This window comes from Actinomadura sp. J1-007 (genome assembly GCF_009793335.1).
Lineage (GTDB): Bacteria > Actinomycetota > Actinomycetes > Streptosporangiales > Streptosporangiaceae > Spirillospora > Spirillospora yumaensis.
Genome location: NZ_WING01000001.1, coordinates 4,440,986 through 4,461,588, shown reverse-complemented (window position 1 = coordinate 4,461,588; position 20,603 = coordinate 4,440,986). Strand labels below are relative to the sequence as shown.

Sequence of the window (20,603 nt, the reverse complement as noted above, 5' to 3'; positions counted from 1 at the left end):
CGTCAGGCGGGACCGGCCTTGTAGCCGACGCCGCGGACGGTGACGACGATCTCGGGACGTTCCGGGTCCTTCTCGATCTTGGCGCGGAGCCGCTGGACGTGCACGTTGACCAGGCGGGTGTCGGCGGCGTGCCGGTAGCCCCACACCTGCTCCAGCAGCACCTCGCGGGTGAACACCTGGCGCGGCTTGCGGGCGAGGGCGACCAGCAGGTCGAACTCCAGCGGCGTGAGCGGGATGTGCTTGTCGCCGCGCTTGACCGAGTGCCCGGCGACGTCGATCGTGATGTCGCCGATCTGGAGCGTCTCGGGCGCGGGCTCGTCGGTGCGGCGCAGCCGGGCGCGGACCCGGGCGACGAGCTCCTTCGGCTTGAACGGCTTGACGATGTAGTCGTCGGCGCCCGACTCCAGCCCGAGGACCACGTCGACGGTGTCGCTCTTGGCCGTCAGCATGACGATCGGAACCCCGGACTCGGCGCGGATCTGCCTGCACACGTCGATGCCGTCCGCCCCCGGAAGCATCAGGTCGAGCAGCACGAGGTCGGGCCGGGTCTCCCGGAACGCCTCCAGCGCCTTGTCGCCGTCGTGGACGAACGACGGCTCGAAACCCTCGCCCCTCAGCACGATGCCGAGCATCTCGGCGAGCGCGAGGTCGTCGTCGACGACCAGTACACGTCCTCTCATGGCCCTCATCGTCACAAAGTCGGGGTTCGGTGGAGTGGGGTGAGACGCTCCGGCCCCACCTCGCCAGGGAGAGATATGCCTTGGCGTGCCAGGTTACCTGCGTTTGGCTCGTACATGACTCCTTCCGGCGTCCGGTGGAGGACGCCCGGCCCGCGGCGCGCGCGGCGCCGCCTCGTCCAAAGGGCGGATTGTAAACAGGACTCCCGCCGAGCACGAAGGGTTGGCACGGATCGTTAGTGGCAAATGCGGCACCGCGCCCGTGACAGGATGACCTGACCGGGCTCCGGGGGCCGCCCCGGAGGTGGATACTGAACGACTCATCACGCGGGGAGCTACGGGATGCCGGGACCGGACGGCGGGAACGGGGACGTGGGCGGCGACGTCCCGCTCCGCCCCATGTCCATCTCGGAGATGCTGGACGGCGCGATCGCCGGGATCCGACGCCGCCCCCGCGCGACGCTCGGCGCGTCGGTCGCGATCAGCACCGTGATCCAGGTGGGCGGCACGTTCGCGGCCTACTTCCTCGGCGGCGGCCGGTCCACCGAGGAGCTCACGCCGGGCGTGTTCCTGCGGACGGTCGGGGCGCAGTTCACCTTCGGCGTCCTCGGCCTGATCGTGTCGGCCTTCGGGATCCTGCTGCTGGCCGGGCTGCTCGCGCCGATGTTCGGGCGGGTGCTGCTGGGCCGTCCCGTGCCGCCGCGCCAGATGCTGCGCGACGTGCGGCCGAGCGCGGCGCGCCTCGCGGCGGTCGCGGCCGTGACGATGGGCGCGGCGCTGCTCGGCCTGCTGCTGCCCGCCGCGCCGTTCATCCTGCTGCTGGCCGGTGAGGCGCACCCGGCGCTGATCACGCTCGCGGGCATCGTGGGCGTCCCGGTCGGGCTCGGGCTGATGGTGTGGCTGTACGTGCTGCTCGTCCTCGCCGCCCCGGCCGTGGTGCTCGAACGGCAGAGCGTGGCCGGGGCGCTGCGCCGGGCCCGCGCGCTGTCGAGGGGCCGCTGGCTGCGCACCTGCGGGACGCTGCTCGCGGCGCTGCTGATCACCGTGTTCATGGGGTTCTTCGCGCTGCGGATCCCGTTCCTGATCGTGCAGCTCGTCTTCTTCGGCGACGCCGAGGACGGCGCGCGCCTGGTGCTCGGGCTCGCCGTGGACACGGTCGGGCGCATCGTGAGCTGGTCGATCGTGCTGCCGTTCGACGCGGGGGTGATCGCGCTGCTGTACGCCGACCGCCGGATGCGCCGCGAGGGCTTCGACCTCGACCTGCGCACACGCCGCACCGAACGCGCCAAGGCGGGCGAGGCCGGCGAGGCCGGCGAGCCCGGGAAGCCCGGTGACGGCGCGGACGGCGCAGAGGAGGAAGAGGACGACTTCTTCTCGCTGTGGCGTCCCACCGAGGCCGCGACGCGGGCGTCCGCCTCCGGCCGCTCCGGGCGTCCGCCCACCATGCCGCCGCCCCCGCCGGGCGCCGCCGGGCCGCCCATGCCCCCGTACGCGCCGCAGCCCTACCCCCAGCAGCCCTACCCCCAGCAGCCCTACCCGCAGCCGCCGTACGGGCAGCAGCCGTACGGGCAGCAGCCCGCACCCTTTGCGCCGCGCCCTCCGCAGCCCCCGCAGCCGCCGGGCGGCGGAGCGCGGCCCGAGACCGGGGCGTACCCATGACCTTCGCCGACCCGATCGGCCGGGACGAGGCCCGCGAGCTGGCCCGCCGGGAGCTGGACCAGCCGATCTACCACCGCGACGACCCGTCCCGGCTGGAGCGCACCTGGGACCGGTTCACCGGCTGGATGCGCGACCTGTTCGACCACGCCGCGGCCCCGAACGCGCACGGCAACGGCGGCGGCTGGATCTCGATCGCCGTGATCGTCGTGCTGGCCGCGGCGGCGGTCGCGCTGGTGCTCTGGCTGATGCGGGGCCGCCGCAACGTCCGCTCGGGCAAGGACGCCCTGCTGGAGCCCGAGCCCTCGACCGCGCTCGACCACCGGCGGGCCGCCGAGGAGCACGCCGCGGCCGGGCGGTGGCCCGAGGCCATCCGCGAGCGGCTCCGCGCCGTGGCCCGCGACCTGGAGGAACGGGCCGTCCTCGCGCCGCGTCCGGGCCGTACGGCCGACGAGCTGGCGGCCGAGGCGGGCGCGGCCGTCCCGCAGCTCGCGGACGACCTGGCCGCGGGCGTGCGGATCTTCGACGACGTCTGGTACGGCGACCGTCCCGGCAGCGCCGAGGGCTACGCGCGGCTCAAGGAGCTCGACGAGCGCCTCCAGGCCGCGCGCCCGAAGCCGTTGCGCTCCGACGACCCCGTTCTGGCGGGCGCCGGCACGGGCGCGGGAACGGGCGCGGGACCGGGAGCAGGCGCCGGGCCGGACGGGGCCGCCGAGGACGGAGGCCCCCGATGGTGATCCAGTCCCCGCCGCGCCCGGACGCGTCCGGCGGCGCCGCGGAGCCGACCGCGCGGCAGGTGGCCGGACGGCGGTTCCGCGCGGCCCGCGGCGTGGTCTTCGCGGTCCTCGCCATGATCGTCATCGCGATCGTGCTGGCGGCGCTGCGGCCCTCGGTGTCGCCGCAGGACCTCGACCCGACCTCGGCGACGCGGGGCGGCAGCCGCGCGCTCGCGGAGATCCTCAAGGGGCACGGCACGCCCGTGGCCGTCGCCCGCGACGCCGCCGACGCGTCCCGGCGCGCCGGCCCCGGCACCGTCACGGTCGTCACCCGCCCCGAACGGCTCACCCCGGAAGACCTGCGGCGGCTCCAGGAGGCGTCCGGCGACCTGCTGCTCGTCCAGCCCGGCCGGGCCCTGCTGGACGCGGTCGCGCCGAGCGTGCAGCGCGCGGGCAGCAGCTTCGAGAAGGCGGGCGACCCGGGCTGCGGGCTGAGCGCCGCGACGCTGGCGGGCCGGGCCGAGTTCGGCGGGTCCGACACCTACACCGTCCCGCCGGGCGGCACGAGCTGCTACCGGGCGGGCGATCAGTACCGGCTGGTGCAGTACCCGGACCGGGGCCGTACGATCACGGTCGTCGGCTCGGCCGAGCCGTTCACCAACGCGCACCTGCGCGACGAGGGCAACGCCGCGCTCGCCATGAACCTCGCGGGCGCGCGGGCCTCGGTGGTCTGGCTGATCCCCGACCCGCCCGAGGACGGCGCCGACACCGGCGACCGGACGCTGGGCGACCTGCTGCCGTTCGGCGTGAAGCTGTTCTTCCTCGAACTCGTGGTCGCCGTGCTGCTCGTCGCGCTGTGGCGGGCGCGGCGGCTCGGGCCGGTCGTGGCCGAGACGCTGCCCGTCGTGGTCCGCTCGGCCGAGACGGTCGAGGGCCGCGCCCGCCTGTACCGGGCGCACCGGGCGCGCGACCGGGCGGCCGACGCGCTGCGCGCCGGGGCCCGCGAACGCCTCGTACCGCTGCTCGGGCTCCCCCGCGGCAGCGCGCAGGACCCGGCCGCCGCGCGGGAGATCGTCACGGCGGTCGCCGCCCGCACCACCTACGACGAGGCGACGGTCGGCGGGGCCCTGTACGGTCCCGAGCCCGCGGACGACGCGGGGCTCGTCGGCCTCACCGACATCCTGGACGACCTGGAAAGGCAGGTACGGCAGTCGTGAACCACCCTGTTGAGCTCGGCAAGGACGAGGGCGGGGCCGGCGCCGGCGCCGCGGACGCCCGGCGCGACGCCGAGGACGCCCGTCCCGGAGCCGGGCACGACTCCGACACCGCGCGGGCCGCGCTGACCGCGCTGCGCGGCGAGGTCGCCAAGACCGTGGTCGGGCAGGACTCGGTGGTGACCGGCCTGGTCATCGCGCTGCTGTGCCGCGGCCACGTGCTCCTGGAGGGCGTGCCGGGCACCGCCAAGACGCTGCTGGTCAAGACGCTGTCGCGGGCGCTGGACCTGGACTTCAAACGGGTCCAGTTCACCCCCGACCTGATGCCCGGCGACGTCACCGGCTCGCTCGTCTACGACAACCGCACGGCGGAGTTCGAGTTCCGCGAGGGGCCGGTCTTCACCAACCTGCTGCTCGCCGACGAGATCAACCGGACGCCGCCGAAGACGCAGGCGTCGCTGCTGGAGGCGATGGAGGAGCGGCAGGTGTCGGTGGAGGGCCTGCCGCGCCCGCTGCCCGACCCGTTCGTGGTGTGCGCGACGCAGAACCCGATCGAGTACGAGGGCACCTACCCGCTGCCCGAGGCGCAGCTCGACCGGTTCCTGGTGAAGCTGACCGTGCCGGTGCCGTCCCGCGACGAGGAGATCTCGATGCTCCAGCGGCACGCGGCCGGGTTCGACCCGCGCGACCTGTCGGAGGTGCGCCCGGTCGCGGGCGCCGCCGAGCTCGCCGCCGGACGGGCCGCCGTGCGCGCCGTCCACCTCGACCCGAAGGTCGCCGCCTACGTCGTGGACCTGTGCCGCGCCACCCGCCAGTCGCCGTCGCTCCAGCTCGGCGTCTCGCCGCGCGGCGCGACCGCGCTGCTGTCCACGGCGCGCGCGTGGGCGTGGCTGTCGGGCCGCGACTACGTGACGCCGGACGACGTGAAGGCCCTCGCCCGCCCGACGCTGCGGCACCGCGTCCAGCTCCGGCCGGAGGCCGAGCTGGAGGGCGCGACCGCCGACGGCGTGCTGGAGGGCATCCTCGCCCACGTCCCCGCGCCGCGCTGAGCCGCCCGCCGATGACCGACGACCTGCACGCCGCGGACGCCCGGCACGACCCGCACGGCCGGAACGGCCCGCGCGACCCGCACGACCTCGACGACCGGAGGGCCGGGGCATGGCGCTGACCGGACGCCTGGGGCTGCTCGCCGCGCTGGCCGCCCTCGTCCCGATCTTCCTGCCGAGCTGGTGGACGCTGCTCGCGGTGTGGGGCGTCCTGCTGCTCGGCGTGCTCGCCGACCTCGCGCTCGCGGGCAACGTGCGGGCGCTGCGCTTCCACCGCGCGGGCGACTCGCGGGTACGGCTCGGCGAGACCGCGCACGTCGGCCTGGTGGTCGAGAACCTCGGCTCGCGGCGCGTGCAGGCCCGGCTGCGCGACGTGTGGCCGCCGAGCGCCGCCGCGACGCCCCGTACGGTCAGGGTGGACGTGCCCGCCGGTGAGCGCCGCCGCGTGGACATGGCCCTCACCCCGACGCGGCGCGGCGACCGCGCCGCGGTGACCGTGGTCGTCCGGTCGGCCGGGCCGCTCGGGCTCGCCGCCCGGCAGCTCTCGCGGCCCGCGCCGTGGACGGTGCGGGTGCTGCCCGCGTTCCCGTCGCGCCGCCACCTGCCCGCCAAGCTCGCCAAGCTGCGCGAGCTGACCGGCCACCACGTGGCGCTGATCCGCGGGCAGGGCACCGAGTTCGACTCGCTGCGCGAGTACGTGGACGGCGACGACGTCCGGTCGATCGACTGGCGGGCGACCGCCCGCCGCGCCGACGTGGTCGTGCGGACGTGGCGCCCCGAACGCGACCGGCGGCTCTACCTCGTGCTCGACACCGGCCGCACGTCCGCGGGCCGGGTCGGCGACATCCCGCGCCTCGACTGCTCGATGGACGCGGCGCTGCTGCTCGGCGCGCTCGCGTCCCGGGCCGGCGACCGCGTCGACCTGCTCGCGTACGACCGCCGCGTGCGGGCCCGGGTGGAGGGCGCGTCCCGCACCGACCTGCTGCCGTCGATGGTGCACGCGATGGCGCCGCTGGAGCCGGAGCTGATCGAGTCGGACGCCGCGGGGATGGTGTCGGCGCTGATGTCGCGCGTCCGGCAGCGCTGCCTGGTGGTGCTGCTCACCGAGCTGAACACCGCCGCGATCGAGGAGGGCCTGCTGCCGCTGCTGCCGCGGCTCACCGCGCGGCACCTGGTGATGGTGGCCGCGGTGTCCGACCCGCGCGTCGGCGAGATGGCGTCCGCCCGCGGCGACCTCGCCTCGGTGTACGACGCCGCCGCGGCCGAACGGGCCCGCGCCGACCGCCGCCGCCTCACCGCCGAGCTCCGCACGTACGGCGTCGAGGTCGTGGACGCCCCGCCGGAGCGGATCGCCCCGGCCCTGGCCGACGCCTACCTGGCGTTGAAGGCCGCCGGACGCCTCTGAGGTCCGTACCGGCGGGCCCGACACCAGCGGGTTTGGCACCAGCGGGCCCGGCACCGGCGGGCCCGGCGCGTTCCGCCGCGGGGCGGGCCGGGTCAGCCGGAGACGGGGGCGAGGTCGGGGCGGAGGTCGGCGTCGCCGGTCTCGCCCTCCCTGACGGCGCGGCGGCCGAGGACGACGACGTACGCCAGGAACGCGGCCTCGGCGACGACGCCGATGCCGATGCGCAGCCACGTCACGTGCACCCAGCCGGTCACGAAGCCCTCGATCAGGCCGGACACGAACAGCGCGCCGATCAGCCCGAGCGCGATGCTGACGGTGGCGCGGCCCTCCTCGGCGAGCGCCTGGCCGCGCCGCCGGGGGCCGGGGTCGACGACCGTCCAGCCGAGCCTGAGCCCGGCCGCGCACGCGAGGTAGACGGCGGTCAGCTCCAGCAGGCCGTGCGGCAGGATCAGGCCGAAGAACACGTCGCCCTTGCCGTGGGCGAACATCAGGCCCCCGGTGACGCCGAGGTTGAGCTGGTTGGTCAGCAGGACGAAGACGGTCGGGATGCCGAGCAGGATCCCGAAGATCAGCGCGACCGCGGACACCCACGCGTTGTTGATCCACACCTGGAACGCGAACGACGCCGCCGAGTGCTCGGTGTAGTAGTTGGCGAAGTCCTCCTCCACCAGCTTGCGGATCTCGTACGGGTCGCCGACGGCGGCCTGCGCCTCGGGGCTGTGGACGATCCAGATCGCGAGCGCGAGGGACAGCAGGTTGCCGAGGACGGCGCAGCCGAGCCACCACCAGCGCATCCGGTAGGCGGCGGCGGGGAACGAGCGGGTCGCGAACCGCGCGGCGTCCCGCCACATCGGCGCCTGCGCGCCCGCGACCGCCGCCCGGCCGCGCGCCACGAGCGACGACAGCCGTCCGACCAGCATCGGGTCGGGCGAGCTGGACCGCACCGCCGACAGGTGCGTGGCGGTGCGCTGGTACAGCTCGACGAGCTCGTCGATCTCCGCGCCGTTCAACCCGCGGCTGGAGTTGATCAGCTTCTCCAGCCGCTGCCACTCGGCGTTGTGCGCTGCCACGTAGGCGTCGACGTCCACCCGGCGAGACTAACGCCTGCGCCCGCCGACCGGGCACAATGGTGCGGGCCCGTACGGGCCCGTGCAGAAGGGACCCCATGGCCGAACTCGTCACCGGCGAGGCCGTCGCGCTCGACATCCGCGTCGCGCGCCTGGCCAGCCGCGGCTGCGCCCTCCTGCTCGACCTGTTCGTCCAGTTCTCGATCCTGAACGCGGCGCTGTACGTGACGGCGATGACCTCGATCGTCGCCGACGAGGCGTGGACGGTCGGCCTGTCGCTGCTGGTCACGGTGCTGGTGATCGTCGGCTACCCGTGCCTGCTGGAGACGCTCACGCGCGGCCGCACGCTCGGCAAGATGGCGGTCGGGCTGCGCACCGTCGCCGACGACGGCGGGCCGGTCCGGTTCCGCCAGACGCTCGTGCGCGCCCTCGCGGGGTTCCTGGAGTTCTGGACGCTGTACGGGGCGCCCGCGATGATCACCTCGCTGTGCAGCAGCCGCGGCAAGCGGCTCGGCGACCTGTTCGCGGGCACGATCGTGATCCAGGAGCGGGTGCCGAGCTCGTCGTTCTTCGGCCCGGTCGCGGTGATGCCGCCGCAGCTCGCCGGGTGGGGCCGGTCGCTGGAGCTGTCGATGCTGTCGGACGACCTGGCGATGACGGCCCGCAGCTACCTCACGCGCTTCTGGGAGCTGCTGCCGGAGGTCCGCGACTCGCTCGGGCAGCGGATCGCCGCGCAGGTGTTCGAGGTGGTGAGCCCGCCCCCGCCGCCCGGCGTCCGCCCCGAGATCCTCCTGTCGGCCGTGCTCGCCGAACGGCGCCGCCGCGAGGAGTGGCGCCTGGCCGAACGCCGCGCGCGGCGCATGCGGCACGCCGGACACCACCCCGGCTGGCAGGGCTTCGCCGAACCCGCCGCCGCCCCCGCGATGGCGATGGCCGGCGCGCCCGTCGCGGCACACGCCCACCCGCCGGGCCCGGCCGCCCCGCCGCCGTTCAGCGCCCCGGGCCCGGGCCAGCCCCGCTTCGTCCCGCCCTCCGACTACGGCGCGGGCCCCTACCGCGGCCACCTCACCCCCACCCCCAGCCAGCCCCGCAGCCCACCCCCAGCCGGGCCCGTACGCCGCGCCGCAGCCAGGCCCGCACGCGGGGCCGCAGCCAGGCCCGCACGCAGGGCCGCAGGCAGGCCCGCAGACGGGCTCGTACGCCGCGCCGCAGTCCGGGTCGTACGCCGGGCCGCCGTCCGGCCCGCACGCAGCGCCGTACGTCGGGCCGCCGCCTTCCTGATCGTCTCCGGGTCCGGCCGCGCCGCGTCGCGGCGGGTTGTCAGGATCGACGGAAGCGGGCGGGATCGTTGTGCAGTTGTGTGACTTCCCTCACGGGCGTGCGCCTCCTAATCTCCGAATAACTTTCATGTTCGGGAGGCGGGATGCGTGCTCGTACTGTCCTGGGACGTCACGGGCGGGGCCGGTTCGCGTCGGCCGCCGTGCTGGCCGCGTCGATCCTGACGGTCGTCCCCGCGACGCCCGCCATGTCCGCCTCCCCCGCCGAACCGGGAGCCGCGGGAACGGCGGGAGCGCCGGCGGCCGACGGCTCCGCGCCGCTTCCCGTGATCACCGATGACCAGGGGCGGGCGCTGATCCTGCACGGGCTCAACACCGCGAGCAGCGCCAAGGGGCCGAGCGGCCTGCCCTGGGTCGGCCGGGACGACGTCGTACGCGAGGCGCGCGAGATCGGCACCAACTCCGTCCGGTACCTGCTCCAGTGGAAGAACGTCGAGCCGAGGCCGGGCGAGTACGACGAGACGTACCTGGACGAGGTCGCGGAGCGGCTCGCCTGGTACCGCGAGCAGGGGATGCACGTCATCCTCGACATGCACCAGGACATCTACGGCCCGGCGGCCTGCGCGGGCTCCGGGAACGGCGCGCCCGCCTGGGCCACGTACACCGACGGGCTGCCCTGCACGCCGCAGGACCCGTGGGTGCTGACCTACCTCCAGCCCGCCGTGCTGCGGGCGTACGACAACCTGTTCGACAACACGGGCAGGCATCCGGAACTGGCGCGGCACTACGCCGGCATGTGGCGGCACGTCGCCGCGCGGTTCGCGGACGAGCCCGCCGTGCTCGGCTACGACCTGATGAACGAGCCGTTCGGCGGGACGCGGCAGTTCGGGTTCTTCGAGGGCCCGGTCCTGACGCCGTTCTACCAGCGGATCGTGGACGCGATCCGCGAGGAGGACCGCGATGGCTGGATCTTCGTGGAGCCGCAGGCGCTCGGCCCGAACGAGGGCGCCGACAGCTCCCTGGCGGCCGTGCGCGACCCGAGCGGGCGCGTCGTGTTCGCCCCGCACTTCTACCCCGGCGGCGTCGATCTCGGCGGCTCGTACGACGGGCTCGCGAAGGTGCTGGTGCAGGCGCAGTTCGCGCTGTGGAAGCGGAACATGCCGGGCGTCGCGCGGCGGCTCGGCACGCCGATGTGGCTCGGCGAGGTCGGCGGCATGAGCGAGAGGGTCGCGGGCGCGGACGCCTTCACCTCCGACTGGCTGGCGATGGCGGACGAGCTCGGCATCGGCTGGGCGTACTGGTCGAACGACCCCGGTCCGGCGGGCGTGACGGACGCGGACGGGAGGCTCACCTCGATCGGGCGGCTGCTCGCCCGTCCGTACCCGCGCGCCGTCGCCGGGACGCCGACGCGGATCTCGTACGCGGGCAGGGCGCTGACCGTCGCCTGGAACGAGCGGGCGGGCGCGTCCGGGCCGACCGAGCTGTGGCTTCCGGCGGGCGCGTTCCCCGGCACGCCGAAGGTGGCGGCGACCGATCCCACCGGGACGTGGAGGTCCCGGTGGGACGCGGGCCGCCGGGTCCTTTCCGTGTGGGCCGACCCGGGAAGCCCGTCGCACACCCTGACCGTCACCCCCTGAGGCCCTCGCGTGTCACGGGGGTGACGGCCAGAGGGCGCGTCAGCGGCGGAGTCCCGCCGGGCAGTACTGGCCCTGCTTGCCGATCGCCCGGTACGGGCAGTCGGCGTACTCGGTCAGCCGGAGCAGGGACTCGCGGGTCCCGGCCACGAGCGAGTCGATCCGGGACGGCGAGGGGTAGAAGCTGCCCCCGGCCACCTCGATCGTGAACGAGAAGATGCGCTGGTCGCCCCAGGTCCAGTCGTCGGTCGTCCCGTCGGTGATGTACAGGTCGCTCGACTGGCCGGGGGTGAAGCCGTTGGACGAGGCGAGGTCGCGGCCGATCGCCTGGTGCGTGGCGGCCTCGTCGGCGGACATGCCGGGCGCGGTGTCGTTGTAGGTGTAGCCGAACGGCCACAGCACCATCGCGGCGTCGGCGTGGATGTCCAGGAACAGCTTGAGCTGCTGCTTGCCGCCGACGACGCGGCTGCGGACGAAGTTGGTCAGCACCTTGGTCTCGGGCGCCGACTCGGCGCTCGGCCCGCGGTAGGTCTCGCTGTTGACGTTGCCGGACGAGCCGCCGCAGCAGCCCCACTTGTAGGGGAAGTTGCGGTTCAGGTCGGTCGGGGCGGGCTGCCGGTTCTTGCGCCACATCCGGCCGGGCTGGGTGTCGGACGTCATGTCGTACACCTGGCCGTCCGGGTTGACCATGGGCATCAGCCAGATCTCGCGGCCGTTCACCAGGTTCGTGATCCGGCTGTTGGAGCCGTAGCCCTTGGTGAGGGTGGCGATCAGGTCGAGGGTCTGCTCGGCGGTGAGGCGCTCGCGGGCGTGGATGTTGGAGATGTAGAGCACCTCGGGCTCGTTCTCGTCGGTCGCGACGTTGTCGCTGATCTTCACGCCGACGATGTCACGGCCCTGGTACGACTTGCCGATGACGACCTTGCGGACGATCTGCGGGTACGCGGCGACGACCGCGTCCAGCTCGGCCTGCATCTCGGCGAAGGTGTGGTACGAGGTCGCGGCGCGTCCGGACGGCTCGGGCGCGGGCGCCGGGAGGGCGGACGCGCGGAAGCCGAGCCGCTTGATCGCGGCCAGCTCGGACGGGATCGCGCTGACCTCGATCGAGCCGTCGCCGCGCACCGAGTCGATCGCGGCGCCGGTGCGCGCGACCTGGCTGCGCTGCTGGGCGTTCGACGGCCCGGTGACCAGGTAGCGGCCGGAGGACGGGGCGGGGGGAGCGGGAGCGGCGCCGGCCGGGAGCTGCGCCGCGACGGCGAGCAGGAGGGCCGTCAGGACGGCGACCAGCGGTCTTGGGAGTTTCGCCATGGGGGACACCTGCCGTTCGGGAATGGCGATCGTGGTGCCGGTGGTGCCGTCACGATGACCGCTGATCACCCGGCGGGCAATGGCCGCGCTCGCCCCGGGGACGTCCCGCCTCAACGGCGGATCCGCAGGTCGGGCCGTCCGCGGCGGCACCGCTTCCAGTGCCGCGCGGGCCCGGTCTGAAATTTCACCGGCCGCTAGAACGGCGCGGACCGCCCCGGCTCGGCAGGACGGGCCCGGTGGACCGGTCCGGCGGAGGGGCTCAGCCGGGGCCGGGCGAGGTCCCGAGGTTGGGCGGGGACTCCAGGTCGGCCAGCTCGATGCCGGGCGCGTCGAGGACGATGTCGCCCGCGAGGTGGACGTCCGCGGTCTCGGCCGTCGCGAGGTCGGTGACCTCGTACCGCTCCACGGGCAGGGGCCCGGTCTCGGTGTCGTACGACTCGGTCCCCGCGAGCCGCCAGCGCTGTACGACGGTCAGCGCGGACAGCGACGCCCCGACGAGGCGGACGAGCCGTACGTCGGCCGACGCGCCCTCCTCCAGCCGCAGCGTGCGCGCCACCGCGACCAGGAACCCGGGCGACTCCCCGAGGAACGCGACGGCCCGCGCGCCGTGCTCCTCCCCGCCCCTCCGGCCCGCGCCGCCCCACCGTCCGCGCCGTCGGCGGCCGGGCCGCGTACCCAGGCCAGATCGTGGCCGGTCACGCCGCCGCGCAGCCACCACGACGGCGCGACGACCTCGACGCGGATCTGCCGCCAGCGGCCGTCCACCACGAGGTCGGTGCGGACGCCGTCGGCGCGCTCGCCGACGTAGCGCCAGCCGCCGGGGCCGGGAGCGCACTGGAAGCGCTCCGTGAGGTCGTCGTCCAGGTGGACGTAGGTTCCGCGCGGCACGCGCCCGACCCTACGGGCTCGTCTCTAGAACGTGGAACCGCCGTCGATCTGGACCGCCGATCATGGATCGGCATACCTTGCGCGACATGTCCCTTTTGCGGAAGATGTGGCATTCCCCCCAACCGGCCGCCACCCTCGCGACGGCGGCCGCCGGCGCCTGCCTCGCGGCCTCCCTCGCCGTCTCCCTCACCGCTCCGCCCGCGCTGGCCGCCGGGAAGGCGGACCCGCCGTCCCCCGGCGCGCCCGGCGCGGGCGACCCGATCTTCCCCGAGCTCGGCAACGGCGGGTACGACGTCCGGCACTACACGCTGGACTTCGACTACCAGGAGGACACCCGGCAGGTGGACGCGCGGACGACGATCGAGGCGCGCGCCACGCAGGCGCTGTCGCGCTTCGACCTCGACTTCGTCGGGCCCACCCTGTACGGCGTCAGCGTGAACGGCTCGCCCGCCCGGGTGGAGCGGGTGCGCGAGGAGCTGGTGATCACGCCGTCGAAGCCGATCAGGAAGGGCAAGCGGTTCACCGTCGTGGTCGACTACTCCGCCGACCCCCGGATGGAGCTGCCGGACCGTCCCGGCTCGATCGGCGGGGCGAAGGACGGCTGGTTCGCCTACGACGACGGGTTCATCTTCGGGTTGCAGCCGCACCACGCGCACACCGCGTTCCCGAGCAACGACATCCCGAGCGACAAGGCCGACTTCACCTACCGCGTCACCGTCCCCGACAACCTGTACGGCGCGGCGAACGGCGTCTTCAAGCGCAGGACGAGCGCGGCCGGGCGCACCACGTACACCTACGTGACCAAAAGCCCGATGTCCACGCAGGTCGCGCAGGTCGCCGTCGGCGACTACACGCAGCTCACCGGAACCGGCCCGCACGGGCTGCCGCTGCGGCACGTCGTCCCGCGCGACCGGGTCGCGGACGTCCGGCCGCAGCTCGACCGGACGGCCGAGCACATCCGGTTCCTGGAGAAGCGGGTCGGACGGTACCCGTTCGCCAACTACGGGCTGCTCGCCGGGAAGACGTCCCTCGGCTACTCCCTGGAGAACCAGACGATGACCACCATCGCGGTCAACACGCTCTCCCGGCCCGCCGACAGCCTGATGGTCCACGAGCTGACGCACCAGTGGTTCGGCGACAGCGTCGCGCCCGCCGACTGGACGCACCTGTGGCTGAGCGAGGGCCACGCCACCTGGTACGCCGACCTGTGGGACGAGGCGCACGGCGACGACCTGGAGGCGACGATGCGGAGCCGGTACGAGGCGTCCGACGACCGCCGCGCCAAGGTCGGGCCGCCCGCCAAGCCGACGACGCCGCAGAACCTGTTCGGCGACCAGCGCTACGGCGGCGCGGCGCTCGTGCTGTACGCGCTGCGCCAGGCCGTCGGGGACGCCGCGTTCCAGCGGATCGAGCGGACGTGGGTCGCGCGGCACCGCGACTCGTCCGTCACGACCCGGCAGTTCGTCGACCTCGTCGCGGACCTGTCGGGCAACCCGGCGGTGGACGTGCCGGGCAAGCCGAGACTGGACCGGTTCCTGACCGACATGCTCTACAGCGCGAAGATCCCGCCGATGCCCGGCCACCCCGACTGGAAGTCCCTGCCCCCGAAGTGACGGGCCCCGAAGTGACGGGCCAGAAGTGACGACCGGCTAGGAGCCGATGCGCCAGCTGTGGAGGTAGTCCTCCTGGTCCTCGGTCAGCGCGTCGATGCCGATGCTCATCGACGCCAGCTTGAGCCGCGCCACCTCGGTGTCGATCTCCTTCGGGACGTCGTGCACGGCCGGGGCGAGGCCGGCGTGGCCGGTCGCGAGCCAGGCGCAGGTGAGGGCCTGGTCGGCGAACGACATGTCCATCACGGCCGCCGGGTGGCCCTCGGCGGCGGCGAGGTTGACCAGGCGCCCCTCGGCCAGCAGGACGAGGCGGCGCCCGTCGGCGAGCACGTACTCGTCGGCCTGCGGGCGCACGCTCTCGTGCACCTCCACCGCCAGGTCGGCGAGTGCGCGCACGTCGATCTCCACGTCGAAGTGGCCCGAGTTGGCGAGGATCGCGCCGTCCTTCATCACCGCGAGGTGCTCGCCGCGGATGACGTCGCGGTTGCCGGTCACGGTGATGAACACCTCGCCCAGTTCGGCGGCCCGCGCCATCGGCTCGACCGCGAACCCCTGGAGCGCGGCGTCCAGCGCCTTCACCGGGTCGATCTCGGTGACGACGACGCGGGCGCCGAGGCCGCGGGCCCGCTCGGCGAGGCCCCGGCCGCAGTAGCCGAAGCCCGCGATGACGATCGTCTTGCCCGCGAGCAGGGTGTTGGTGGCGCGGACGATGCCGTCGAGGGTGGACTGGCCGGTGCCGTACCGGTTGTCGAACATGTGCTTGGTGTCGGTGTCGTTCACGGCGACGACCGGGAACCGCAGCGCGCCCTCGCGCGCCATCTGGTGCAGCCGGATCACGCCGGTCGTGGTCTGCTCGCAGCCCGCCCGGACGGTGCCGATCAGGTCGGGGCGGTCGATGTGCAGCGTGTTGACCAGGTCGCAGCCGTCGTCCAGGACGAGGTCGGGCCCGGTCTCCAGCGCGCGGTGGATGTGGGCGTAGTAGCCCTCGCGGTCGGTGCCGGCCCGCGCGAACACCTCGGCCCCGTACTCCTCGACGAGCGCGGCGGCCACGTCGTCCTGCGTGGACAGCGGGTTGGACGCGCAGAGCGCCACGCTCGCGCCGCCCGCCTGGAGGGTGCGGATCAGCCCGGCGGTCTCGGTGGTGACGTGCATGCACGCCGCGACCCTGAACCCCTCCAGGGGCCGTTCGATCGCGAACCGCTCCCTGATCTGCCGCAGCACGGGCATGCTCCGGTCGGCCCACCCGATGCGCTTGACGCCCTCGTACGCCAGCGCAGCGTCGGAGATGTCGCTCATCACCACCCTCTCCCCTGAGCAGACCGCCGCACGGCCGGGACGTGCCCGGCCGTGCGGCGGCTCTCGAACGCTGCTCGAACGCTACCGGAGATCAGTAGCGGTAGTGGTCGGCCTTGTACGGGCCCTCCACGTGCACGCCGATGTAGGCGGCCTGCTCCTTGGTCAGCTCGGTCAGCTTCACGCCGAGCGCCGACAGGTGCAGGCGGGCGACCTTCTCGTCCAGGTGCTTCGGCAGCACGTACACGCCGACCGGGTACTCCTCGGTCTTGGTGAACAGCTCGATCTGCGCGATGACCTGGTTGGTGAACGAGTTGGACATGACGAACGACGGGTGGCCGGTGGCGCAGCCGAGGTTCATCAGCCGGCCCTCGGCCAGCACGATGATCGAGTGGCCGTCCTTGAACCGCCACTCGGCGACCTGCGGCTTGATCTCGATCTTCTCGATGCCGTCCAGCTTGGCGAGGCCGGCCATGTCGATCTCGTTGTCGAAGTGCCCGATGTTGGACACGATCGCCTGGTGCTTCATCCGCTCCATGTGGTCGGCGCGGATGATGTTGAAGTTGCCGGTGGTGGTGACGAAGATGTCGGCGATCTCGACGACGTCCTCCAGGGTGGTGACCTGGAAGCCGTCCATCGCGGCCTGGAGCGCGCAGATCGGGTCGATCTCGGTGACGATCACGCGGGCGCCCTGGCCCTTGAGCGCCTCGGCGCAGCCCTTGCCGACGTCGCCGTAGCCGCACACGACCGCGACCTTGCCGCCGATCAGCACGTCGGTGGCGCGGTTCAGGCCGTCGATGACGCTGTGCCGGCAGCCGTACTTGTTGTCGAACTTGGACTTGGTGACCGAGTCGTTGACGTTGATCGCCGGGAACGCCAGCGTGCCGGCCTTCGCCATCTCGTACAGGCGGTGCACGCCGGTGGTGGTCTCCTCGGTCACGCCCTTGATCGTCGAGGCGGCCTCGGTCCAGCGGCCCGGGGTCTCGGCGATGGTGCGGCGGAGCGTGTCGAGGACGACGCCGAGCTCCTCGGGGTCGTCGGCGCCCTTGGTCGGGACGGCCCCGGCCTTCTCGTACTCGGCGCCCTTGTGGACGAGCAGGGTCGCGTCGCCGCCGTCGTCGAGGATCATGTTGGGCGGGGTGCCGTCCGGCCAGCGCAGCGCCTGGTCGGTGCACCACCAGTACTCCTCCAGCGTCTCGCCCTTCCAGGCGAACACCGGCACGCCCTTCGGGTCGTCCGCGGTGCCGTCCCGGCCGACGACCACCGCGGCGGCGGCGTGGTCCTGGGTGGAGAAGATGTTGCAGCTCACCCAGCGGACGTCGGCGCCGAGGTCCACCAGCGTCTCGATCAGCACGGCGGTCTGGATCGTCATGTGCAGCGAGCCCATGATCTTGGCTCCGCGCAGCGGCTTGGCCTCGGCGTACTCCTTGCGTACGGCCATCAGACCCGGCATCTCGTGCTCGGCGAGCCGGATCTCCCGGCGCCCGAAGTCGGCCAGCGAAAGATCGGCGACCTTGTAGTCCATGCTTGCGTTGCTCCTTGGTCAGAATCGGCGCCGGTCACGGTCGGCGCCCGCCCGCGCCCCGTGCGGCGGGCGTGCGGGCCTGGGCCGGTACGTTCGCGAGTCTAGGGCCGTCCCCCGCGCGGAGCACGGTCGGGGACGACTTCCTGACACGGATTTGTCAGAATCGTCTCCATGCGCATCACGGAGGCCGCCCGGCGGCTCGGCACCTCGCCCCGCATGCTCCGCTACCGCGAGGCCCTCGGGCTGCTGCCTCCGACCGGCGCGGGCGGCGGCGGGCACCGCCGGTTCGGCGAGGCCGAGCTGCGTGCCGTCGCGCTGGCCCTCGCGCTGGAGAAGCGCTACGACATCGGCCCCGCCGAGCTGGCCTTCGGCCTGCGCGTGCTGGCCGAGCCCGAGGTCCAGGCGCGCGTCCGCGAGCTGGGCGAACGCGTCGGCCGCGTCTCCGCCCCGCCCACCCGGGCCCTCGACTTCGAGAAGGAGAAGGCCCTGCGCCTCCTCCAGCAGCGCCGCCAGCCCCGCCGCCCCCTCCGCTGACCCGCCCGGCTCCGTGCCGCATCCGGGCCGGGTCCGGGCCGCATCCGGGCGGGGTCTGTGCCCCGGCGGGGTCAGTTGGGGGCGTTCTCGCCCGGGACCACGACGCCCGACTCGTACGCGAGCATCACCGCCTGCGCCCGGTCCCTCAGGCCGAGCTTGGTGAAGACCCTGGCCACATGGGTCTTGACCGTGTGCTCGCTCACCACGAGCCGCTTGGCGATCTCGCCGTTGGACAGCCCGCCCGCGATCAGGACCAGCACCTCGGTCTCCCGCGCGGTGAGGGTCGACAGCGCCGACGGCGCCTGCGGACGGTGGCGGCGCTGCTTGGTGAACTCGCGGATCAGCCGCCCGGTCACCTGCGGCGCGAGCAGCGAGTCGCCGCGCGCGACGACCCGTACCGCCGAGACCAGCTCGTCGGCCGTGGCGTCCTTCAGCAGGAACCCGCTCGCGCCGACGGCGAGCGCGTCGTAGACGTACTCGTCCACGTCGAACGTGGTGAGCACGAGCACCCTGACGTCCTCGGCGCCGGGCCGGGCGAGGATGCGGCGGGTCGCCTCGATGCCGTCCATGCCCGGCATCCGGATGTCCATGACCACCACGTCCGGGCGGCCGGCCTCGGCCAGCCGGACCGCCTCGCGGCCGTCGCCGGCCTCACCGACGACGGTGATGTCCTCCTGGGCGTCCAGCAGCGCGGCGAACCCCGCCCGGACGATCGTCTGGTCGTCGACGATCAGTACCTTGATCACCGGGCGCCTCCGCGGCGGGAGGGCGGCCGCGGGCGGTCATCCCTGCGTCCGTCCGCCGTCCGGCGGGGCCTGCGAACCGGGCTCACGGGTGGGGTTCTCCTCCCTCGTCAGCGGAAGTTCGGCCTCCACCAGGAACCCGCCCTCGGTGGCCGGGCCGGCGGAGAACCGTCCGCCCAGCATGGTCGCACGTTCCCGCATCCCCACGAGCCCGTGTCCGCCACCGGCCCCCGCCGCGCCCCCGGGCCCGGACGCCGCGTCCGGACCGCCGGGAGCGCCCGGCACCGGCTCCATGCGGGTCCGGCCCGCGTCCCCGGCGGCGCCCGAGGGGTCCAGCACGGCGGTACGGGGCGCGGCGCCCTCCCGGTTCAGGACCATCGTCGGCGCGGACGCCCCGCCGTCCCGCACCCGGACCGCCAGCCGGTCCGGCAGGTAGGTGAGGTCCACGCGAACCTCCGCGCCCGGCGCGTGCCGCCGCGCGTTCGTCAGCGCCTCCTGGACGATCCGGTACGCCGACAGCTCGACCGTCGTCGACAGCGCCCGCGGGTCGCCGTGCACGGCGAGGTCGACCGCGCCGCCCGCACCGCGGTGCTGGTCGATCAGGTCGGGCAGCCGGTCCAGCCGGGGCTGCGGGGCGTTGGCCGCCTCCGGCTCGGGCTTGGCGTCGGCGCGCAGCACGCTGAGCAGCCGCCGCATCTCCACCAGCGCCTCCCGCGCCGTCTTCGCGATCTCGGTGTAGCCCGCGCGGGCCTCCGGCGACAGCTCCTCCATCGTGTACGGCGCGGTCTCCGCCTGGACGGCGATCATCGACACCGAGTGCGCGACCACGTCGTGCAGCTCGCGGGCGATCCGGGCGCGCTCGCGCATCACGGCCTGCTCGCGCTGGACGGCGGTGAGCCGGGTCAGCGTCTCGTTCTGCCGCTCGGCCGCCGCCGCCTCGGTGCGCCCGGCCGACTCCACGACCCGGCGGGCGTCGCCGAGGCCGATCGCGGCGAGCACGGCGACGATCGCCGCGGGCCACGGGATGTCGTCCAGGCTGTCGGTCGCCAGGTAGACCACGCCGACGGTGACGACGCTCCCGACCGCGAGCGCGCCGGTGGACTGGCGCGGCAGGACGCGGCCGAGCGCGTACAGCGTGTAGAGCGCGGCGAAGCTCGTGGTGACCAGGACGACCTGGCCGGTCAGCAGGCTCGCGGCGGACGCGCCGAGCACGACCGCGGCGACGGGCCGCAGGTACTCGCGGCGCCACACCAGCGGCAGCGTCGAGGCGACCGCGAACGCGCCCGCCACGCTCAGCGGGGAGTGCACGCGCGGCGCCAGCTCGGCGAGCGCGGCGATGGCGAGGGCGAGGCCGGTCAGCGGCGCGAAGTACCAGGACTCCGCGATCTCGCCCCAGGCGTTGATCCAGCGGGGCAGCGGGGCCGTCTCCCCCGCGGGCCCGGCGGCGCCGTGCGGGCCGGGCCCGGCGGGCGCGCCGTGCGGGCCGGGCCCGGCGGGCGCGCCGTGCGGGCCGCCCGCCGCGTGGGAGGCACGTCCTACGCCGTACAGCTTGGCCCGAGGCGGACCCCGAGCGGGCGCAGCAGCCGTCCGATCCCGGTGAGGATCCACAGCAGGAGCTGCCCGACGCCCGCGACGATCCGTCCGGACAGCCGCCACGCGTGGTGCGCGATCGCGGGGCCGAACCCCGCCGGGTCGGGCCGGGACGCGTCTCGCCCGGACGGGCCGGGGTGGTCATCGGTGGTCACCGTCCCATACTGACCGCTCCGGGCGGAGGATCACCTCACCGCAGGGAGCCATGCCCGCGACCTGTATCCCCTGGAGGACGACCCGTTTTCCCTCCTTTCGGTGGACGTGCGGAGAAGGGCGGCGCACGTAGTGTCATAACCGTGACCGCGACGGCAGCGCCGCCGACGTAGGGGGTTCGGCGGGGCTGCCGCGGTCACACCAGAACCGCCCGGTTTCAGGGGTCCGGGCGGGGAGCATGGGAAGGCGCCCTCGCCGGTCGGCCGC

19 protein-coding genes are annotated in these 20,603 nt (G+C 74.3%); 9 read left to right on the top strand and 10 right to left on the bottom strand.

Annotation, left to right across the window (positions count from 1 at the left end; genetic code table 11):
• Nucleotides 1–2: 2 nt before the first annotated feature.
• On the bottom strand, nucleotides 3–680 hold the full coding sequence (gene mtrA, locus GEV43_RS20290) for an MtrAB system response regulator MtrA (RefSeq protein WP_067453668.1): 678 nt from the start codon (nucleotides 678–680) through the stop codon (nucleotides 3–5).
• A 339-nt stretch (nucleotides 681–1,019) separates the two neighbouring features.
• Between mtrA and GEV43_RS20285 the strand changes: the two genes are divergently transcribed.
• From GEV43_RS20285 to GEV43_RS20265, 5 genes are all read left to right on the top strand, one after another.
• Nucleotides 1,020–2,336 carry a hypothetical protein gene (locus tag GEV43_RS20285; RefSeq protein ID WP_160822023.1) on the top strand — a complete coding sequence of 439 codons (1,317 nt, stop codon included), beginning with the start codon at nucleotides 1,020–1,022 and terminating at the stop codon, nucleotides 2,334–2,336.
• Nucleotides 2,333–3,070 carry a DUF4129 domain-containing protein gene (locus GEV43_RS20280; protein WP_160822022.1) on the top strand — a complete coding sequence of 246 codons (738 nt, stop codon included), beginning with the start codon at nucleotides 2,333–2,335 and terminating at the stop codon, nucleotides 3,068–3,070. Before GEV43_RS20285 ends, GEV43_RS20280 begins: the two co-directional genes overlap by 4 nt.
• Entirely contained in the window at nucleotides 3,064–4,266 is a 1,203-nt protein-coding gene (locus GEV43_RS20275; protein WP_160822021.1) for a DUF4350 domain-containing protein, read from the top strand. The genes GEV43_RS20280 and GEV43_RS20275 overlap by 7 nt, the downstream gene beginning before the upstream one ends.
• A gap of 122 nt (nucleotides 4,267–4,388) precedes the next feature.
• Nucleotides 4,389–5,312 (top strand): MoxR family ATPase, encoded by a 924-nt coding sequence (locus tag GEV43_RS20270; RefSeq protein ID WP_160824666.1) that lies wholly within the window; start codon nucleotides 4,389–4,391, stop codon nucleotides 5,310–5,312.
• Between the two features lie 109 nt (nucleotides 5,313–5,421).
• Complete coding sequence (locus tag GEV43_RS20265) at nucleotides 5,422–6,714, top strand: DUF58 domain-containing protein (RefSeq protein WP_160822020.1); 1,293 nt, start codon at nucleotides 5,422–5,424, stop codon at nucleotides 6,712–6,714.
• A 92-nt stretch (nucleotides 6,715–6,806) separates the two neighbouring features.
• Here the strand turns inward: GEV43_RS20265 and GEV43_RS20260 are convergent, their stop codons facing one another.
• Nucleotides 6,807–7,802: a stage II sporulation protein M gene (locus tag GEV43_RS20260; protein WP_160822019.1), complete on the bottom strand. Its 996-nt coding sequence runs from the start codon at nucleotides 7,800–7,802 to the stop codon at nucleotides 6,807–6,809.
• 77 nt (nucleotides 7,803–7,879) lie between these two features.
• Between GEV43_RS20260 and GEV43_RS20255 the strand changes: the two genes are divergently transcribed.
• The gene (locus GEV43_RS20255; protein ID WP_160822018.1) at nucleotides 7,880–9,145 is read left to right on the top strand and encodes an RDD family protein; all 1,266 of its coding nucleotides are present in this window, start codon (nucleotides 7,880–7,882) and stop codon (nucleotides 9,143–9,145) included.
• A 59-nt stretch (nucleotides 9,146–9,204) separates the two neighbouring features.
• A complete protein-coding gene (locus GEV43_RS20250) occupies nucleotides 9,205–10,695 on the top strand; it encodes a cellulase family glycosylhydrolase (RefSeq protein ID WP_160822017.1) in 1,491 nt (496 codons plus the stop codon).
• A 39-nt stretch (nucleotides 10,696–10,734) separates the two neighbouring features.
• On the opposite strand, the gene GEV43_RS20245 is transcribed toward GEV43_RS20250, so the two are convergent.
• The 3 genes from GEV43_RS20245 to GEV43_RS50585 form a co-directional block, all read right to left on the bottom strand.
• The gene (locus GEV43_RS20245) at nucleotides 10,735–12,069 is read right to left on the bottom strand and encodes a M14 family metallopeptidase (RefSeq protein ID WP_309239736.1); all 1,335 of its coding nucleotides are present in this window, start codon (nucleotides 12,067–12,069) and stop codon (nucleotides 10,735–10,737) included.
• 190 nt (nucleotides 12,070–12,259) lie between these two features.
• Nucleotides 12,260–12,556 carry a hypothetical protein gene (locus GEV43_RS50590; RefSeq protein WP_241682976.1) on the bottom strand — a complete coding sequence of 99 codons (297 nt, stop codon included), beginning with the start codon at nucleotides 12,554–12,556 and terminating at the stop codon, nucleotides 12,260–12,262.
• On the bottom strand, nucleotides 12,472–12,888 hold the full coding sequence (locus tag GEV43_RS50585; RefSeq protein WP_241682975.1) for a hypothetical protein: 417 nt from the start codon (nucleotides 12,886–12,888) through the stop codon (nucleotides 12,472–12,474). Before GEV43_RS50585 ends, GEV43_RS50590 begins: the two co-directional genes overlap by 85 nt.
• A gap of 86 nt (nucleotides 12,889–12,974) precedes the next feature.
• On the opposite strand from GEV43_RS50585, the gene GEV43_RS20235 reads away from it, so the two are divergent.
• Nucleotides 12,975–14,501: a M1 family metallopeptidase gene (locus GEV43_RS20235; protein ID WP_160822016.1), complete on the top strand. Its 1,527-nt coding sequence runs from the start codon at nucleotides 12,975–12,977 to the stop codon at nucleotides 14,499–14,501.
• A 36-nt stretch (nucleotides 14,502–14,537) separates the two neighbouring features.
• On the opposite strand, the gene GEV43_RS20230 is transcribed toward GEV43_RS20235, so the two are convergent.
• The gene (locus GEV43_RS20230) at nucleotides 14,538–15,794 is read right to left on the bottom strand and encodes an adenosylhomocysteinase (protein WP_160822015.1); all 1,257 of its coding nucleotides are present in this window, start codon (nucleotides 15,792–15,794) and stop codon (nucleotides 14,538–14,540) included.
• A gap of 91 nt (nucleotides 15,795–15,885) precedes the next feature.
• Complete coding sequence (gene ahcY, locus GEV43_RS20225; RefSeq protein ID WP_160822014.1) at nucleotides 15,886–17,316, bottom strand: adenosylhomocysteinase; 1,431 nt, start codon at nucleotides 17,314–17,316, stop codon at nucleotides 15,886–15,888.
• Nucleotides 17,317–17,487: 171 nt separating this feature from the next.
• Here ahcY and GEV43_RS20220 point away from each other — a divergent pair, with 171 nt between their 5' ends.
• A complete protein-coding gene (locus GEV43_RS20220; protein ID WP_160822013.1) occupies nucleotides 17,488–17,850 on the top strand; it encodes a MerR family DNA-binding transcriptional regulator in 363 nt (120 codons plus the stop codon).
• Between the two features lie 71 nt (nucleotides 17,851–17,921).
• On the opposite strand, the gene GEV43_RS20215 is transcribed toward GEV43_RS20220, so the two are convergent.
• The 3 genes from GEV43_RS20215 to GEV43_RS20205 are packed head-to-tail and all read right to left on the bottom strand — an operon-like array spanning nucleotide 17,922 to nucleotide 20,338.
• Entirely contained in the window at nucleotides 17,922–18,596 is a 675-nt protein-coding gene (locus GEV43_RS20215; protein ID WP_160822012.1) for a response regulator transcription factor, read from the bottom strand.
• 36 nt (nucleotides 18,597–18,632) lie between these two features.
• Nucleotides 18,633–20,201 carry a histidine kinase gene (locus tag GEV43_RS47630; protein WP_194252521.1) on the bottom strand — a complete coding sequence of 523 codons (1,569 nt, stop codon included), beginning with the start codon at nucleotides 20,199–20,201 and terminating at the stop codon, nucleotides 18,633–18,635.
• Nucleotides 20,129–20,338, bottom strand: a complete 210-nt coding sequence (locus GEV43_RS20205; protein WP_160822011.1) for a hypothetical protein — start codon at nucleotides 20,336–20,338, stop codon at nucleotides 20,129–20,131. The genes GEV43_RS47630 and GEV43_RS20205 overlap by 73 nt, the downstream gene beginning before the upstream one ends.
• Nucleotides 20,339–20,603: the final 265 nt, after the last annotated feature.